Source organism: Aureicoccus marinus, from assembly GCF_002954325.1.
GTDB classification, from domain to species: Bacteria; Bacteroidota; Bacteroidia; order Flavobacteriales; family Flavobacteriaceae; genus Aureicoccus; species Aureicoccus marinus.
In genome coordinates this window covers 1,832,783-1,849,087 of the sequence record NZ_MQVX01000001.1, presented here as the reverse complement: position 1 = coordinate 1,849,087, position 16,305 = coordinate 1,832,783, and the positions used below count along the sequence as shown (strand labels likewise).

16 protein-coding genes and 2 tRNA genes are annotated in these 16,305 nt (G+C 40.4%); 1 reads left to right on the top strand and 17 read right to left on the bottom strand.

All coding sequences use genetic code 11. The features are described 5' to 3' along the window. Positions 1 to 53: 53 nt before the first annotated feature. The 16 genes from BST99_RS08635 to mutS all read right to left on the bottom strand — a co-directional run bounded on the left by BST99_RS08635 (position 54) and on the right by mutS (position 14,340). Positions 54 to 605: a hypothetical protein gene (locus tag BST99_RS08635; protein ID WP_105001441.1), complete on the bottom strand. Its 552-nt coding sequence runs from the start codon at positions 603 to 605 to the stop codon at positions 54 to 56. A gap of 206 nt (positions 606 to 811) precedes the next feature. Beyond that, positions 812 to 1,252: a hypothetical protein gene (locus BST99_RS08630; protein ID WP_105001440.1), complete on the bottom strand. Its 441-nt coding sequence runs from the start codon at positions 1,250 to 1,252 to the stop codon at positions 812 to 814. Between the two features lie 72 nt (positions 1,253 to 1,324). Further along, on the bottom strand, positions 1,325 to 2,422 hold the full coding sequence (locus tag BST99_RS08625; RefSeq protein WP_105001439.1) for a cytochrome-c peroxidase: 1,098 nt from the start codon (positions 2,420 to 2,422) through the stop codon (positions 1,325 to 1,327). A gap of 55 nt (positions 2,423 to 2,477) precedes the next feature. Continuing rightward, positions 2,478 to 3,317, bottom strand: coding sequence for an NmrA family NAD(P)-binding protein (locus tag BST99_RS08620; RefSeq protein WP_105001438.1), 840 nt, complete (start codon positions 3,315 to 3,317; stop codon positions 2,478 to 2,480). Positions 3,318 to 3,345: 28 nt separating this feature from the next. Continuing rightward, positions 3,346 to 3,948: a carboxymuconolactone decarboxylase family protein gene (locus BST99_RS08615; protein WP_105001437.1), complete on the bottom strand. Its 603-nt coding sequence runs from the start codon at positions 3,946 to 3,948 to the stop codon at positions 3,346 to 3,348. A 44-nt stretch (positions 3,949 to 3,992) separates the two neighbouring features. Next, complete coding sequence (locus tag BST99_RS08610) at positions 3,993 to 4,490, bottom strand: anthrone oxygenase family protein (RefSeq protein ID WP_105001436.1); 498 nt, start codon at positions 4,488 to 4,490, stop codon at positions 3,993 to 3,995. A gap of 633 nt (positions 4,491 to 5,123) precedes the next feature. Continuing rightward, positions 5,124 to 6,110 (bottom strand): AraC family transcriptional regulator, encoded by a 987-nt coding sequence (locus BST99_RS08605; RefSeq protein WP_105001435.1) that lies wholly within the window; start codon positions 6,108 to 6,110, stop codon positions 5,124 to 5,126. 72 nt (positions 6,111 to 6,182) lie between these two features. Then, positions 6,183 to 6,818: an FMN-binding negative transcriptional regulator gene (locus BST99_RS08600; RefSeq protein ID WP_105001434.1), complete on the bottom strand. Its 636-nt coding sequence runs from the start codon at positions 6,816 to 6,818 to the stop codon at positions 6,183 to 6,185. Positions 6,819 to 7,035: 217 nt separating this feature from the next. After that, positions 7,036 to 7,830 (bottom strand): cation transporter, encoded by a 795-nt coding sequence (locus BST99_RS08595; RefSeq protein ID WP_105001433.1) that lies wholly within the window; start codon positions 7,828 to 7,830, stop codon positions 7,036 to 7,038. A 107-nt stretch (positions 7,831 to 7,937) separates the two neighbouring features. After that, positions 7,938 to 8,423 carry a SecDF P1 head subdomain-containing protein gene (locus BST99_RS08590; RefSeq protein ID WP_146106248.1) on the bottom strand — a complete coding sequence of 162 codons (486 nt, stop codon included), beginning with the start codon at positions 8,421 to 8,423 and terminating at the stop codon, positions 7,938 to 7,940. Positions 8,424 to 8,505: 82 nt separating this feature from the next. After that, positions 8,506 to 9,150 carry a hypothetical protein gene (locus tag BST99_RS08585; RefSeq protein WP_105001431.1) on the bottom strand — a complete coding sequence of 215 codons (645 nt, stop codon included), beginning with the start codon at positions 9,148 to 9,150 and terminating at the stop codon, positions 8,506 to 8,508. A gap of 81 nt (positions 9,151 to 9,231) precedes the next feature. Further along, complete coding sequence (locus tag BST99_RS08580) at positions 9,232 to 9,825, bottom strand: hypothetical protein (protein WP_105001430.1); 594 nt, start codon at positions 9,823 to 9,825, stop codon at positions 9,232 to 9,234. 102 nt (positions 9,826 to 9,927) lie between these two features. Further along, entirely contained in the window at positions 9,928 to 11,103 is a 1,176-nt protein-coding gene (gene xerA / locus BST99_RS08575) for a site-specific tyrosine recombinase/integron integrase (RefSeq protein ID WP_105001429.1), read from the bottom strand. Between the two features lie 234 nt (positions 11,104 to 11,337). After that, positions 11,338 to 11,422: transfer RNA gene (locus BST99_RS08570), tRNA-Leu, on the bottom strand. Between the two features lie 67 nt (positions 11,423 to 11,489). After that, positions 11,490 to 11,562: transfer RNA gene (locus tag BST99_RS08565), tRNA-Gly, on the bottom strand. Positions 11,563 to 11,706: 144 nt separating this feature from the next. Continuing rightward, complete coding sequence (gene mutS / locus BST99_RS08560; protein ID WP_105001428.1) at positions 11,707 to 14,340, bottom strand: DNA mismatch repair protein MutS; 2,634 nt, start codon at positions 14,338 to 14,340, stop codon at positions 11,707 to 11,709. Positions 14,341 to 14,445: 105 nt separating this feature from the next. Between mutS and BST99_RS08555 the strand changes: the two genes are divergently transcribed. Then, on the top strand, positions 14,446 to 14,985 hold the full coding sequence (locus BST99_RS08555; protein WP_105001427.1) for an RNA methyltransferase: 540 nt from the start codon (positions 14,446 to 14,448) through the stop codon (positions 14,983 to 14,985). A 139-nt stretch (positions 14,986 to 15,124) separates the two neighbouring features. Here the strand turns inward: BST99_RS08555 and folK are convergent, their stop codons facing one another. Beyond that, positions 15,125 to 16,267, bottom strand: coding sequence for a 2-amino-4-hydroxy-6-hydroxymethyldihydropteridine diphosphokinase (gene folK, locus BST99_RS08550; protein ID WP_105001426.1), 1,143 nt, complete (start codon positions 16,265 to 16,267; stop codon positions 15,125 to 15,127). Between the last annotated feature and the right edge of the window lie 38 nt (positions 16,268 to 16,305).

Genomic DNA, 16,305 nt, shown 5'->3' with positions numbered 1-16,305 from the left:
TTCTCAACTAGGAGACGCGGGCTTTTCGGATGTGGTTGTTCAGCCCGTGGCTTTTAGTTGGTGTTATGCTTAGTATTTAATCTCATTGTTACAAAATACAAATCGTCATTTTCTCCTACAACTATCCATCCGTTTGTAATGTGTTCATTGATTTTCTTATTCTTTTTAGATACCGCAGAAAAAATGGTGTCAAACCTATCTTTACACTGATCAATTAGAAATAGCGTTAGTTTTTTTGAAATATTTAGTCCTAAATGCGATTTGTGAATTGCAATTTGTGCTCGAGGGCAAATTTTTTCAAATTTATTGAGTTGCTTTTTATTTATTAAATCTTGAATGAAGACTAAATAACTAGATGTGGTGCTGTTTTTCGAATAATCATCAAATAGGAAGTACCCATAAACTATATTTTCAACAGTGGCGACCGCTAGTTGTTTAAGTAAGACTAATTCGATCAGATCATTATATGTGTAGGGTTCTCCAAATAGAAAGCCTTCTTTGTTATCTGGTTTTTGATTCAGCCAGTATTTCTGAATGTCTAAAATTTGACAAACGTCTAGCTCTTTACCTAACCTTACTTCCATAGGCTCTTCCTTATTAAGCATAACGATTTCGTGTATGAGCAGTAGCGGATTTCAAACCACCAAATTGTCAGTTAGTACTGATCTTAATTTAAAGTTTCTTTGTTTCAAATTAATACTTAACCTGCTATTGCTCATACACAATGTTGGCAATAGTTTTTTATTCTATTTTAAAATGCATTTTCATGCTTTCATGTGAATCTATTTAAAGAGTTGCTGTTTTTCAATTTTTATGGCTGATTTGTTTTTAAAACGTTATCACCCTTTTTTTCTATGGCAATCCTCAAAAAAAGAAGAGCTAACACTCCGGAGACAATTGCAACCATTCTTTCAAGCGTAGTTATCGCCAGTACGTTCCCAATTGTATTTAATGAAAAAAAGATAAATAACACCCACATTGCAACTCTTGTGACACCCAATAATTTGGGTAGATTTAGCCATTTTGATCGTATGAATAAAAGAAAAACAAAAATGACTGTAGTTAGCAATGAAACAATTTCAAAATTTAATAATTGTGCTTCTGTTTTTATTTGTCCTCCCCACAAAAAATCTATCGGTACATAGTCAAAAAATAGTATCCCAATTACTATAGCAGTATGAAATATAGCAAGCATTCCTAGAATGAATAAGCTCGCAAGGATTGCAGTTTTAAAACCAATTATTTTTCTCATATCTAGTCTCGTTTTTTTGAAGTACAGGCTATTTTTAGTTAGTATTCTTCAAAATATTTTTTTTGTAATTAACTAGAAGGGTAACCCGCTTGGAACACTATCAGGAATGGTTTGATCGAAATCGGGATCGTTTAATGCTTCTAAAAACGCAATAATGTCATCCACCTTAGATCGTGTAAGGGGATTCAATTTTAAGTCTTTGAATTCTGGAGCCAACGCTCTGTTTGGTACTTGTTGATGTCGGCTTTGCTTACGCTCGTAAAAGTGCATTACCTCTTCAATGGTTTGATGCATGCCATTGTGCATATAAGGTGCGGTATAGTTTAAGTTGCGTAATGTTGTTGTTCTAAACGCATAGTTTCCATCTCCCTTGTCATAAGGATATACACCGGGATGAGCCTCCACTCCCAACACATGCAATTTGTAGTCACTAAACATTGGTCCAGAATGACAACTGACACATCCCCTGGAAACAAAAGCTTCCATTCCCCTAACTTGAATAGCCGACATAGCGTTTTCATCTCCTCTCATGTAGCTGTCAAAAGGCGAATTTGGAGTTATAAGCGTACGCTCGTATGTGGCGATTGCCTTAGCGATATTTTCAATTGAAATTACTGAATCGTTAAAAGCCTGGTAAAACAGCATGCGATAAGCTGAAATATTTGACACTTTTTCTTCTAGCACAGCTATGTATTCCTGCGCAGATAATTCTGGGCCTTTCATTTCATCAGGACTAAGCAGTGGTCCCATGCATTGTTCTTCGAGACTCATTGCTCTATTGTCGTAAAATTGAGGGCTGTGTGTTGGATTCATATTTCCATCAGTATCCAATCCATTAAATGCCGCGTTCAAGATCGTGGGAGCATTTCGCTTGGTTTTTGTTCCATCCAAAAAACCAGCTGACCTATCTAAGCCATCCGTAAATCCTTTTTCAGGTGAGTGACAGGAGGAACAGGAAATCTTGTTGTTTCCCGATAAAATGGGGTCAAAAAAAAGCAGTTTGCCTAACTCTATTTTTTCATCTGTAATAGGATTGTCTTTTGGTGCAGATGCAGAAAATGGCAAAGGGCTTAAGCCAGTGTATCGGTCTGCAACGATTTCAAGTTTGCTAAAACTCATTATCAATGTAAGCATGAGCAAAATGATAAGGTATGTATAATATTTCTGCATGATTTTATGGAAAAAGTATAATGACTACTCAATTTGTTGAGCAGCCATTTTTGAATTATATTCCAGCTTCAATTTGATTCCAAGTACCAATGGCAGATACTTCTTTAGCGTATTCTTCGAAAGTGATGGGATAGCGACCCAGAATTTTCTCAACGTCATGAGAAATGGTCTGATTTTCTGAATGTCCCAATACTTCGGTAAACAAGTAAGTCAAGAGCCAAATAACGGGTTCAGGAAGTCGTGCAGCTTCCAAGCTAGATTTGAATTCGGCCATTGAAATGGGCTGGTATTGAATTTTCCTACCTATAGCCTTAGAAATGATTTCTGCTACTTCTCTGAAGGTCAATTTAGCAGGGCCAGTTACGGTTATGGTTTGTCCATTATAGCTATCATCTAGCAATACTTTTGAAACTATATCGGCAATATCTTTGGTGTCGGTATATGGAATTTTAGCTTCTGGCATAGGTAAGGCCAATACTCCAGACATGATATAACCTGTAAAGGCTCCTTCACTGAAGTTTTGGTTAAACCAAGAAGCTCTAACCAAGGTGTAGTTAAGTCCTGATTTGGCAATTATTTGCTCACAGGCTTCGGCCTCTTTTTCTCCTTTACCAGAAAGCAATACCACTTTTTCTAATCCAGCTAACAAAGCTGTATTGGCCAAAGCTTGAATAGACTCTTTTGCTCCAGGTATAGCCAAATCAGGATAGTATACAATGTAGGCTCTATCCATTCCTTGGAGAGCTTCGGCAAAGGTTTCAGGTTTATCCCAATCAAAAGTTGGAGAATTTTTTCTTGTTCCCAAACGAACATTGTGTCCTTGTTTGGTCAGATTTTCTACTACAAGGCGACCTGTTTTTCCAGTGCCCCCAATTACTAAAATGTTCTTTTTCATTTTGTTTTGAATTAATATGTGTAAAGAATTATGCTGCCTCTTCGAACTCTTGCAGCTTTTTGAGTTTACTTTTCTTGATTACATTCTTGATAAGGCCTATGAACCAAGGCACTCCGTACCCATTTTTAAAGAGGTGATTACCACCAAACTTGTAAATGGCTTTGTTTCCTTTTACGCCATGTCCATCGAGCAATCGATTGTAAAAATTGAATAGGCAACCTACCACGATAGCTTGATGTAGCGCTTCTTCACTCCACCCAACCTTAATTACCTTTTCTACATCTTGCTCCCAGATTTTACTTGGTGAAAGCGTCAGCTTTTTTAAATACTGGAAAACAGGTTTTAATTTTTCGTCAATAGGTGCTGTTTCCACATCTTCTACCAATTGCTCTATGAGCGAAGGATCAATGCCAAATAGTTCTGCGACAGCAGTATGCGACCCCAAGCAAAAGGAACACGCGTTGAGGCCTGATACATAGGCTGCCATGATTTCGCGTTCTGCTTCAGTAAATTCTGATTTGCCTCGCATAATTGCTTGTGAGGCTTTATCTAGTGGTCCCAAGCGCAGGCGATCATGAAAGGTGATGTCTGTAATGTCTGAGTTCTCGTCTAAATAGCTAAAATATGCCATGATTTTTATATTTTTAATAATGAATAAATACAGGGGTTGAGTGATTATTTATGTTGAAAAAAGAGCGCTAGAAGTGCCAATGAAAAGGACAGTACTCCAAAAACTGACCGAATCAAGTGCAGCTTGTTCCACTTTAGTTCATACTCAAGCCGAAAGTCCTTTAACTCGTTGATATTTAGTTCTGACAGCGAAAGTGCGTCGAGTTGATTGTTAAGCGGTACATTGCCAAAAGCAGTAACACCAAACGTACCTATGAGATAAATGATTGTGGAGGCAACAAGTAGTACAAAAACACTAGTATTAGTGCCGTAATGCACAATACTTGCTAGCACTAGAAAAATGAGACTTCCGAAAAAGCTGGCAAAAAAGGCAGGATTCAAGATGGCTCTGTTTATCGACTGCATGGTTTCTAAGTAGTAAATATCAAGTATCTTTTTGGTGCCTGGAATTACAGATACTTGCCAACCATAAAACAGCCCTGCCGACAGGCCGGTAAGAATAATTGCTAGAAATATGCTGATTGCTTTGAATGAAATTTCCATGATTTGAGGGGGATTAATTGAAAAAAGCCTGGATGAGATGTGGTTTTGAAACGCCACTGAAAGCCGAAACCTCAGTGGATTTAGATCTTGATTCTATCTGTTGAGTCTGTCTGACATTCGATACTGAAAAACGATCTTCTCGTTGATAGCTATACAGAAATAATAGAAAGACATAGTCTAAAAGAAGCTTGTAACTGTAGTTCATTTTATCCTTGTTTTAAATTATGATGTAAAAGTGAAGATTACGCAGCTCTAGAACTTGACTGAAAACGCCAATGTTTTGATACTTTGAGCCAAGCGTGTAAAAATAAATGCACTTATGCTAGGTATAATTAAGTCCATTGTCTTGGCGAGAATGGTAAAGCAGAACAAAGCAATTTCAATAAAAATTGGAGACTGCTTCGGAATTTTTATACTTCAATTTCTTCGTTGTGAAATACTTAGAGAAGAATTCGTTATTCTATTCCGATCGGAATAGGGGTGTGTTAAAATCCTCCCCACTGAGAAGGGGGAATGTGATTTTATGAAAATTTCTAGGAAGGGGTTTGACTTAGTTATATCAAGTTTGGTAACAATTAGAAAGTATATATCCTTATTGAGCTCATTTGATTTCCTTCACAAAGGAAGAACGGGCTAGTTTTTTCGATATTGCAAGGGAGAAAGTCCAGTCCAGCTTTTGAAGGCGCGATTAAATGCACTCTGCTCTGAAAAACCTGTTTCAAAAGCAATTTCGGCTATACTGCGCGAATTGTCGTGTAATAAAGTTTTTGCAATTTCTTGTTGTTTGGCTTTAACCAAATTTCTAAAGGTAAATCCAGCTTCAGAAAGTCTTCGGGTTAGCGTTCTCCTACTCATTCCTATGAGTTCGGCCACATGGTCAACACTCGGAATTCCACTTGGAAGAGCATCCGTAATGATTTCGTTCAATTCAAAAACCAATTTGTTACCAGCTATTTCTAAGTTCTCAGTTTCTTCTTGCACGCGTTCTACTAAGAACCGATTGATGCTTTTATCAGCTTTTGCTGTTCTGGAATGTAAATCTTTGGTTCTGTAAGAAATCGAATAATGCTCTTGGTTAAACAGAATTTCGCATTGAAAAGCCTTATTGTGATGCTCCATATTGCTTGGTGGGCCATGTTTAAAGGAGACCTGAATGGGGCGAATGTTCTTCTCGGTTACAGCTTGCATTACCACAACCGTTGCTGAAAGACTGGCTTCGGTAGATAACTCTAAACCCCTTCGATGCGTCTCTCTATTAAGCCTCACTTCCGAAATACCATTGGATTCAACAATTTGCCACATAAAGGTGTCAGACAAAAGTTTGAAGTAGCGTTCACTACGTTCAAAGATTTCACCAGCCCACGAGCAAGTTCGCCACGATAATCCCAGTACACCGTAGTCTTCAATTTTCATCTGCTGGCCAACCCTTACACCAAAGCCAGGCCCAAGTTCGTTATCTAGCCATTCGTGCAATTCAAAAAACTCTTCGGCTGGCACCGCTTGAATTTCGTTAATCTTACTCAAGGGTGTTTGTAGTTTCTCGAACTCATTTTTATCCATCCCCTCTGCAATGGCACAGTTAAGCATTTTTACGTATAGATTTGCAGAGAAGTATTTCATTTTTTAGCAGGCTTATTATTTTAGATTTTCAGTTTCTTTTAATTATTGCCAACGTTTCGGCTAAACTGCGTTTCAATGCAGTTTAGGTTTTGTTGTGTTTAGTTCATTCAATTTCATGTATTCACTAATTATTTTCTCATTAGTTGTCTTACTTTTTGACAATGATTTGATTATTGATTTTCTTTCCGTTTCCATCTTATTTTGACTAAGCTTTTCTTTAGACTGTAGCTTAGAGACTTGAACCTCAAAAGCTACAATTCCTTTAGCCATTCTCGTTTTGTAATCATCTGAAATCGAATTCCATTGTTTTTTGTAATCGGGATCAAAGTCATCCATCATATGCTCTAACATTTCAGTAACTTCTTTTGGATTGCCTTTAATTTTTGCCTTGCCATATGCATGCACGGAAATATAATTCCAGGTTGGAACATTTTCTTGTTTTACATAATTCTTTGGAGAGATATAAGCGTGTGGCTCGGAGAAAATTATTAGACTTTCATTGGATTCTATATGTTTCCAATGCTCATTGGCTTTTGAAAAGTGAGATGATATAATTATTTCATTATCTCTTTCAGCAATGATAAAGGGAAGATGAGTTGCAAAAGGTATATTGTCGATTGAGGTAATAATCGTTCCAAAATTGAATCGCTTCATAAAAGCGATCGATTCTTGCTTATCTTTTCCATTATAGTGTTTTGGTATATACATTTTTCTTGTATGAAGCACAACGGTTAGTATATGGCAAGTAGGGCAGTAGAAAGGACTAACCTTTCAAGTTTACACTGAGCCAAAGCGTTGTATTTTGTTTTTATTTTATCCATTTTAAAAGCCAAATCAACGATTTGGCGGTGTTTGTAAGTAGCACTGAGCTTTCGTTAACCACCGAACGCCCTATTTGCTATATACAGTGTTGTAGCCAGTGTTTTTATTTTCCAAGTTTTAATATTCTTATTGCGCCTTGAATTACTAATCCAAAAACGATTGTTCCGATAATCAAATCAGGTTTATTTGAATTCAACCAATTGACCAAAACACCAGCCGTAATTACACCTGAATTGATGATCACGTCATTTGAAGTGAAAATCATGCTTGCTTTCATATGAGCTTCTTCTTTACTTTTTGACTTTTGAAGTAAATACAAACAAATTCCGTTTGCAATAAGGGCGAAAATCGAAACGATTATCATTGTCGAGAAATCAGGTAGTTTTTCCGCTCCTAAAAATCTTCTCAACACTTCTACAAATCCGACAATCGCAAGTGTTATTTGGAAATATCCTGCAATCTTGGCAATCCGTTTTTTTCTAATCAAGGTTCCGCCAACTGCAAACAAGCTAATGCCGTAAACGAAACTGTCGGCAAGCATATCCAAACTGTCAGCCACCAATCCCATTGATTTTGAAATGAGTCCTGTTGTCATCTCGATTAGGAAAAAGGCGAAGTTTATTGCAAGTACTGTCCAGAGTAGTTTTTTCTGGTTTGTAGTTTCCTTAAATTCCGTTTGGTCAGTTTGTTCTGTCGAGATTTTCTTACCGCCCAAATTCAATTCCAGAACTGACTGTTCGATTTGGTCAATTTCTCCGTTATGAAAAACGGTCAGTTTTCGGTTTGGAATATCAAAGTCCAAATTTTCAATACTCGAAATTCCGTCCAATTTCATTCGGATTAGATTCTCTTCCGAAGGACAGTCCATTTTGGTAATCTCAAATATTGTTTTGTTCATTCACGTTCGTTTTTTCACATTGGCTACAACGTTCCGGCTAAAAAGCGTAGAAACGGTTTGTTTGGTTAGGTCTATGTTTTTTAGCCATTGTTATGGCCTGGCCTTTTTTATTTTTTCTCTTTTTCAATTATATTTTTAATCGCCTTCAACTCTGTTTCTGACAAGTCACCACGATTTAAAGCAGTTATACCAACATCAATTTGGGCGTTTACTTGAGGCAAGAAGTACAATTCATTGTCAATAACCAAGGCTAATTTTTTTCCAATTGATTTGCCTGTTGCAATGCTCCATTGTTTAGTCCCTTTTTTGTCAAGTCGAATTGTCATACCGTAATCGCCATAATTGCTTTGGTAAATCTCGAGTTCAGTGAAGTTGTCAGCTGTCACGATTGGCGAAGGGTTCAAATAGTAGATTTCTTTAGTTCCGTTAAGGGTCTTTTCAATTCCATTATCCTTATCGCTTAAGAAATACCATCCCGTTCTTAATTGACCATTTTGAGTAACTTCTGAAATGCTTGTCACTTCAGATTCGTTTTCAGTCACAATTGGTTGTCCACAACTGAAGAAAATTAAAATTGAAAGTATGTATGTCATTCTCATTGTTGTTTTTGCTTGGCCATAACGTTTAATGTAAAATGCGTTTTAATGCATTTTTACACCTTGTTGTAGACAGTTTTTATTCTTCTTTGTTTTTTAAAATTACTTCAACTTCTCGTTCAACTTTTTTCTGTTCCAATATTTTGAATTGCTTTTCTTTTAATTTCAAATTCTTTTCAGTCTCTCTGAATTTCCGCAATTCTTCACTACTCATTCCTTTGGTTTTTCTATTGGAAGGAAAATCCGCAATTTTGACTAATTCATTTGAGTCAGGGTCAACATAAAACTCTTTAGAGATATGTATGTTCCAATCATATGGTTCATTGGGATTAAGGAGTAAATATTTCTGTTCTCTTTTATCCCAAAGTCCGTCTTCCCGTTTTTCGATTAAATCGGCAACAAACCATTTTAAACAATCCTTATACTCGCTTAAGTTACTTGGTATTCTTTCCGAAACTTCTTTTTGTACATCATTCCAATTGGAACCATTTTTACCTCTTAAGAATCGAATAAGTAATCCATAATTTATTTTACTATTAAAGAATTTAAAACTTTGTCCCATGCCCTCAAAGGTTGGCAATTCGTCCCAGTTCGTATTCTTATTCTTTTTCGTGTTTCGGGTATCCGAGTAGTCACCATCATTCACATATCGTCTTTTACTTCCAGAAGTTTTAAGTCGTGAAATCAGCCACCTTTTGTTATGTCTTTTTCCTTTATTGCTCATTTCTCAAATTGGCTACAACGGTTTGTGTATGGTGCGTATCCCGAAGGGTATGCACTATACACCATGTTGGCAAATCGTTTTTTAGTTCCACATAAAGGTTGAATACAGTTTTTTCGCATAATCTTTCAGGTCATTTTCAGTCTCGAAATCATAAGTGTCGTCAACGTATTGAATAGAAACTGTAAACATATATGCAGTCTTATGTTTTTTAGAGTAAGTCGCCAAATCAAAGCGACTTTGATTTAGTCCTTTTGATTTCCTGTAAAATCTTGTGTTTAGCAAAATGGCTTCGTTTTTATCCGAAAGAATAAAGCTTTCTTCTTGGTAATCTTTATCCTTTTTAAAAACTCTGTCTGGGTTTTCAAAGTAGCCACTTATTACACTTTCTTTTGCACTCTTGAGATTCTTTGATTGATCCATCTTTACAAGAAAAACAGAAACTTTTACAGGTCCTCCATTATAACTTATTGGGAGTCCCTGTCCACTCGCTTCGAAAAATTGTTCTGGTCCTTGTCCTCCACCCATCATTTTTCCAAAGTTTCTCCATTTTGTTGGAACTTGAAATTCGTACAGTTCTGTCGAAATGGTATCAGTGTCAGACCATATATTACTATCTGTCTGTCCAAAAACTATCGCACAGAATAGAAGTCCGAAAATTGTTAGGATGTGTTTCATTTTCTCTTTTTAAATGGTTGCCAACTTGTTTATATAAATGTAAAACACATCTATACACTTCTAAAATAGGAATATAACCGATGAAAAAGGTTGCTCTTTATTTTATAGCTCAAAATCATCAAAGGGGTTTTTTATTTTATCCAAACTAGTGGTGCTCACATGTGTGTAAATCATGGTTGTTTTGGGACTACTGTGGCCCAGAAGTTCTTGAATAAATCTTAGATCCGTACCATTTTCTAATAGGTGAGTGGCATGGCTATGCCTTAAAGTATGCAGGGTTACATTCTTTTTGATTCCGGCCTTTTCTATTGATCGCTTTAAAACTTGTCTTGCGCTTACATCGGTATAACGACCACCTTTTTGCCCCTCAAACACATAGTGCCCTGGTTTGTAACTGTTCATGTATCGATTGAGTAGGATGATCATTTGGGTGGGTACCGGAACATACCGGTCCTTAGCCCCTTTAGCAGATTTTACATGCATAAACCTTCTGTTAAGATCAATGTCTCTAATCGATAGTTTTAAGGCTTCACCAATTCTTAAGCCACAGGAATAAAGAAGGCTTAACAGGGTCTTGTGTTTAAGATTTGTCGTGTTTTCTAATATTGACTTTACCTCATCAATACTTAGGACTTCTGGTAATTTCTTTGATTTTTTAGGTCGTTCTATCTGGTGAGGTAGTGTGTGTCCTGCGTCTAAATGTCTAAAGAAGAGTTTAAGGGCGTTTATCGCTTGGTTTTGATAAGTATAAGAAAATCCATTGGCCAGAATATAATCGGCATTAAAGGCTATAACATCTTTTTCATTGATGTCATTCGATTTCTTCGGATACATAAAACGAAAAAACACCAAAAGCATGCTTTCATAAGTGTTGATGGTATTCATACTGTATCTTTTCTGGGCCATCCATTTTTTTAATGAGTTGATGTCCATTTTAACCTCATCTGCTATCTCAGAACCAAGAGCGGCTTTTTGCACCTGGTAATGGGTGGAATAGGATGCTTTTTTAGGTTTTAGCGCCGAGTAATCAATAAAGTATCCTTTGCGTCTCAAGTATTTAAAAAGGGTATTGGTAACCTCTTTGCTGAAGGGTATGTGAAAACATCCCAGGGAGCTGCTCCAAGTAATGCCGTTGAATTTCTTTATATACTCCTTAAGCTCATGATCATACTTAAAACTGATTATAAGGACCATCGTACCCCTATGTGTGGTTTTGGTAAACGTGACTATGGGTCTTTCCATTATTTGTTTTTTGGCAAGATCCTTAATAGGGCTCATACGAGCCGTCTTTTAAACGTTTAAGACTCTCCTGAAAGGGGGGGGGCACTCATTTAGAATAGAAAATAGAAGAGCGGGAATTCGCTTCGCAGAGTCCCGGCCGAACGTGGTGAGAAAATAAAAGCCAGGCCGGTGGCCCTTTTTTTCGTTCCTAATCCTTTACTCAAACAAGTTTGGCAAAGTCTATAGAAACGAAAAAGTCAGAGCGTAAACTCTGACTTTTCTTTTCATTCGTACTCGGAGCGGGACTTGAACCCGCACGGCCACAATGGCCATTGGATTTTAAGTCCAACGTGTCTACCAATTCCACCATCCGAGCGGATCCTCCACAGGGGTACTGCGGAGGCTGGACTATCAACAAAAACGCTGACCAGCAGCGTTTTTTGAGCGAAAAACGGGATTCGAACCCGCGACCTCCACCTTGGCAAGGTGATGCTCTACCAACTGAGCTATTTTCGCATTATTCAGGTTTCCCTACTCTAAAAAGCTACGCTTAACCCGTCTTCTTTAGAGCGGGGAGCAAATTTAATATAATTCTATAAAACAGAAAGAATAACAAAGGAATATTCCTTGAAATTCTGTTTCGGTTTTCGGGCTTGAACCTTACGAGATCGCTTTGTTGGAGCGGCTTAGCAGGCGTTTTATCTCGTTGAGTTTCATCAAGGCCTCCACCGGGGTGAGGTTGTCGATATTGAGGTCCAATATTTCTTCTTTGATCTCTTCCAACAAGGGATCATCGAGTTGAAAGAAGCTGAGTTGCATTTCTTCTTCGGCGACCTGACTCATAGGAGTTTCTTTCTTCTCCGGGGAACTTTCCATTTGAATGAGCAACTTGTCTGCACGTTTTACAATGGTCGATGGCATTCCGGCCATTCGGGCCACGTGTATACCAAAACTGTGGGCGCTGCCTCCGGGAACCAGTTTACGCAAGAAGAGCACCTTGTCTTTTAGTTCCTCTACCGCCACATTGAAGTTTTTGATGCGATCAAAACGGTGGGTGAGTTCATTGAGCTCGTGGTAGTGAGTCGCAAAAAGGGTTTTTGGTTTGGACGGGTGCTCGTGCAAGTATTCGCAAATGGCCCAGGCAATGGAGATTCCATCGTAGGTGCTCGTACCTCTTCCAATCTCGTCCATCAAAAGCAAACTACGATCAGAGAGGTTGTTCATGATGGATGCGGTCTCGTTCATTTCGACCATAAAGGTGGATTCTCCTTTCGAGAGGTTATCGCTTGCGCCTACTCGGGTAAAGAGGCGATCAACGATACCCAATTCTGCGCGTTCCGCCGGAACAAAGGACCCCATTTGGGCCAGAATCACAATTAGGGCCGTTTGGCGCAAAAGAGCGGACTTACCGCTCATGTTGGGACCGGTAATGACCAGGAGTTGTTGTTCGCTCTGATCCAACAAGACATCATTGGCAATATAGTCTTCCCCGGGAGGTAATTGAGTTTCAATTACCGGGTGACGACCCTCGGCGATTCGGAGTTCTCCAGAATCCAGAAGGACCGGTTTTTTGTATTTCCGCAGGTAAGCCAGGCGTGCGTGACTGCTGAGTACATCGACCTGAGCGATGGCTTGTGCACAGCCCTGTACTTCCTGAATATGTTGTTGCGCGAAGGTGATAAGTTGAGTGTAGAGCTGTTCTTCCAGCTGAGCGATCTTCTCTTCCGCCCCCAAAATTTCGACCTCGTACTCTTTGAGTTCCTCGGTAATGTAGCGCTCGGCATTGACTAAGGTCTGCTTGCGAATCCACTCTTCCGGTACCTTGTCTTTGTGGGTATTGCGCACCTCGATATAGTACCCAAAGACGTTATTGGAAGCGATTTTTAGGGAGGTGATTCCGGTGCGTTCTACTTCTCTTTTGAGCAGAGCGTCCAAAAAGCTTTTGCTGTTGGCGCCTTTTTCTCTCAGAGCATCGAGCTCTTCAGAATAGCCTTTGGCAAAGATGCCGCCTTTTTGGGCGATAGCTGGGGCTTCCTGGTCAATGGCCGTCGAAAGTCGTTCTTCTAGTTTTGGGCAACCCTTGAGTGCGGGTTGTAATTCTTTTAAAAGACCTTTTTCTACCGCAGATAAGGTCTCGTGAACCTTTTGAACAGCGGCTAAAGATTCTGCAAGACGTAAAAATTCTCTCGGTTGAATCTTGGCAGTGGCCACCTTGGCCATGTAGCGTTCGAGGTCTCCAATTTGTTTTAAAGCGTCTTCCAGTTCTCCAAAAGACAACTCACTTTCATTGAGGTTTTGCTGGGCCTCGAAAAGCAGTTCAACCGCTTCCAGTCGTTTTTCGATGGCACTGCGGTCAGTAAGTGGAAAGGCCAACCAGCGTTTGAGCATTCGACCGCCCATGGGTGTATGGGTGTGGTCAATGATCTGTAATAGGGGAGTTCCTTCCCCTCTTGCCGTGCTAAAGAGTTCCAGGTTGAGCAAAGTAAAGCGGTCCATCCACAAGTGCCGATCGTCTCCAAGGGGTTGTAGGCGGTTGATATGACTCAACTGCTTGTGCTGGGTTTCGGAGAGGTAGTGCAAAATCGCTCCTGCGGCCAAAACCCCGGCATGGGTGTTTTGTATTCCGAAACCCTGCAGACTTTTGGTCTTAAAATGCCGGGTGAGGGTTTCGAGCGCGTAGTCCTCGGAATAAACCCAACCGTCCAGGTAAAAAGGGTGGGCGGAAGATTGCACTTCGCCTTGTTCTATTTTTTTTCGATCTGTCCGCGGCATCAGAATCTCACTCGGAGCGAACTGTTGAAGGAGTTTGTTGATGATGCCAAGGCTACCCTCTGTCGTCAGGAATTCACCGGTCGAAATGTCCAGTAAAGCCAGTCCGGTTTTTTGCCGGCCAATGAAAAGGGAGGCCAGGTAGTTGTTGCTCTTTTTTTCCAGAATATCGTCGTGTAGGGCGACCCCCGGGGTTACCAATTCGGTCACGCCTCTTTTGACGATGGTCTTGGTTTGTTTGGGATCCTCTAATTGATCACAAATCGCTACCCGTTCTCCAGCTCGAACAAGCTTGGGCAGGTAGGTGTTTAGCGCGTGGTGCGGAAAGCCCGCCAACTCGGTTTGATCCCCACCGTTATTGCGGTGAGTCAGGACGATATCCAAGACCTCTGCCGTACGCACAGCATCCTGTCCGAAGGTTTCGTAGAAATCTCCGACCCGAAACAAAAGCAAGGCTTCCGGATGCTTTTGCTTAATGGCTTGGTATTGCTTCATCAAGGGGGTCACTTTCCCTTTCTTTGCCATAGGTTGCTGTCGTTAATCGTTATGATGAGCTAATTTTGCCTAAAATAGGACAAAGCCAAGGCTTAGCCCGGGAATGTTGATATTTTACCTCTTAAAGTGGAAAAAATGCGGAAGCTGAAAAATGAAGAGCTGGATCGGCTCAGTGTAGAGGAGTTTAAAGAAAGCCCCAAGGCGGGTTTGGTACTCGTTTTGGACCAGGTGAGAAGTCTGAACAATGTGGGTTCTTTTTTCCGAACGGCAGACGCCTTTTTGATTGATAAAATCATCCTTTGTGGGATTACGGCCAAGCCCCCTCATAAAGACATTCACAAGACGGCCTTGGGTGCCACCGAAACCGTGCAATGGGAATACGAAGAAAAGACCCTGGATGCGGTGGAGAAGTTACAGCAAGAAGGCGTGGAAGTCTGGGCGGTAGAGCAGGCGGAAGGATCGTCAGCGCTTCAAGATATCGACGTCAATCCTCAAAAGAACTACGCTTTGGTCTTTGGGCACGAGGTCAAAGGAGTGAGTCAGGAGGTGGTGAGTCAGTGCGACGGAGTGGCCGAGATTCCCCAATTCGGGACCAAGCATTCCCTCAATGTTTCCGTTTCGGCAGGTATAGCGATTTGGGAGTTTGTGCGCAAAAAGCGCTTCGCACAACAGTAAGTACAAAAAACCCCGACTGCAGGAGCAATCGGGGTTTTTCATATAAATATGAGTTAGTTTATAGGACGCGCAATAAAGGGATTAATCATCCGGCGACCAAATAATCGATTTAATTGGGTTGTATGATCGATAAACGGTATTATTTCTTCGATAAAAAGACGCCGATCTCCCGAATGATGTAGTGGTAATCCGCTGGATTTTCCATGAAATCCAAATCGCTTACATCGATGAGTAATTTAGGTCCGGGGTACTGCTGCAAAAACAAGCGGTAGCCCTCTTCTACTTGCTGGAGGTAGTCCGGTTTGATCTCTTGTTCATAGCTGCGCCCTCTCTTTTTGATGTTTTCGAGTAGGCGTTCTGTGTTTTGTTGCAGGTACACATACAGCTGAGGTTGGGGCAAAGATTGCTGCATCAGGGTATAGAGCTTTTTGTACAAGCGAAGTTCATCGGCTTCCAGGGTCACCTGTGCAAAAAGCAGGGATTTACTCAGGTGGTAGTCGCTAAAGACCCGGTCGCTAAAGAGGGAACTCTGGGGCAGTTGTTCTTGCAGTTGTTGAAATCGGTCGGCCAAAAAGGACATTTCGAGTGGGAAGGCATATCGCTGCGGATCCTTGTAAAAAGGGGGTAAAAAAGGGTTGTCTTCAAAGCGTTCCAGCAGCAGCCTGGCGTTGTGATCGGCGGCTAGTTTTTTGGTCAGGGAGGTTTTTCCGACCCCAATATTGCCTTCAATGGCCAGGTAATCTAGTTGATCAAAGATCTCGGTTACAGAGCAGAACAAACGTCCATCGACAACTTGCAGGTCTCCTTTGTCCGGGGCATTATCGGCCAGTTCAGCGACGGGCTTTTCTAAGTTCGGATGGTGGTAGCTTCCTATGCCCAAATCGACAAGGGGCTGAAGTACAAAACCCCGGTTATGTAATCGGGGATGGGGGACTTCCAGGGCTTCGTTTTCGATCCGTTGATCGCCGTAAAAAAGAAGATCCAAATCAATGGGGCGATCGCTATAACCCCGGCCCGAACGCAGTCGTCCGGCTTCCTTTTCGCATTCCAACAAAACCTCCAAAAGGGCTTGGGGATTGAGCTCGGTTTCTAGTTCAACACAGCAGTTGTAAAAAGGAGCTCCGTCAAAGCCCACCGCTGGGTTTTCATAAACCGGAGAGCACTGTAAGACAGAACCCGCTTTTTCTTCTAAAATGAAGATCGTGCGCTGCAGATGAGCCCACCGGTTTCCCTGGTTACTTCCTAAAGAAATAAAGATGCGCTCGCTCCCTTTTTTATTCATAATGTAAAGTAACAAATCCCTTTCGAGAAAGACATATA

Coding starts and splice junctions, on each gene's coding strand:
- xerA (WP_105001429.1), bottom strand. CDS start 11,103: ATGAGCCCTATTAAGGATCTTGCCAAAAAACAAATAATGGAAAGACCC.
- BST99_RS08605 (WP_105001435.1), bottom strand. CDS start 6,110: ATGAAATACTTCTCTGCAAATCTATACGTAAAAATGCTTAACTGTGCC.
- BST99_RS08585 (WP_105001431.1), bottom strand. CDS start 9,150: ATGAGCAATAAAGGAAAAAGACATAACAAAAGGTGGCTGATTTCACGA.
- BST99_RS08610 (WP_105001436.1), bottom strand. CDS start 4,490: ATGGAAATTTCATTCAAAGCAATCAGCATATTTCTAGCAATTATTCTT.
- BST99_RS08555 (WP_105001427.1), top strand. CDS start 14,446: ATGCGGAAGCTGAAAAATGAAGAGCTGGATCGGCTCAGTGTAGAGGAG.
- BST99_RS08630 (WP_105001440.1), bottom strand. CDS start 1,252: ATGAGAAAAATAATTGGTTTTAAAACTGCAATCCTTGCGAGCTTATTC.
- BST99_RS08580 (WP_105001430.1), bottom strand. CDS start 9,825: ATGAAACACATCCTAACAATTTTCGGACTTCTATTCTGTGCGATAGTT.
- BST99_RS08600 (WP_105001434.1), bottom strand. CDS start 6,818: ATGTATATACCAAAACACTATAATGGAAAAGATAAGCAAGAATCGATC.
- mutS (WP_105001428.1), bottom strand. CDS start 14,340: ATGGCAAAGAAAGGGAAAGTGACCCCCTTGATGAAGCAATACCAAGCC.
- BST99_RS08595 (WP_105001433.1), bottom strand. CDS start 7,830: ATGAACAAAACAATATTTGAGATTACCAAAATGGACTGTCCTTCGGAA.
- BST99_RS08635 (WP_105001441.1), bottom strand. CDS start 605: ATGCTTAATAAGGAAGAGCCTATGGAAGTAAGGTTAGGTAAAGAGCTA.
- BST99_RS08620 (WP_105001438.1), bottom strand. CDS start 3,317: ATGAAAAAGAACATTTTAGTAATTGGGGGCACTGGAAAAACAGGTCGC.
- BST99_RS08615 (WP_105001437.1), bottom strand. CDS start 3,948: ATGGCATATTTTAGCTATTTAGACGAGAACTCAGACATTACAGACATC.
- BST99_RS08590 (WP_146106248.1), bottom strand. CDS start 8,423: ATGACATACATACTTTCAATTTTAATTTTCTTCAGTTGTGGACAACCA.
- folK (WP_105001426.1), bottom strand. CDS start 16,267: ATGAATAAAAAAGGGAGCGAGCGCATCTTTATTTCTTTAGGAAGTAAC.
- BST99_RS08625 (WP_105001439.1), bottom strand. CDS start 2,422: ATGCAGAAATATTATACATACCTTATCATTTTGCTCATGCTTACATTG.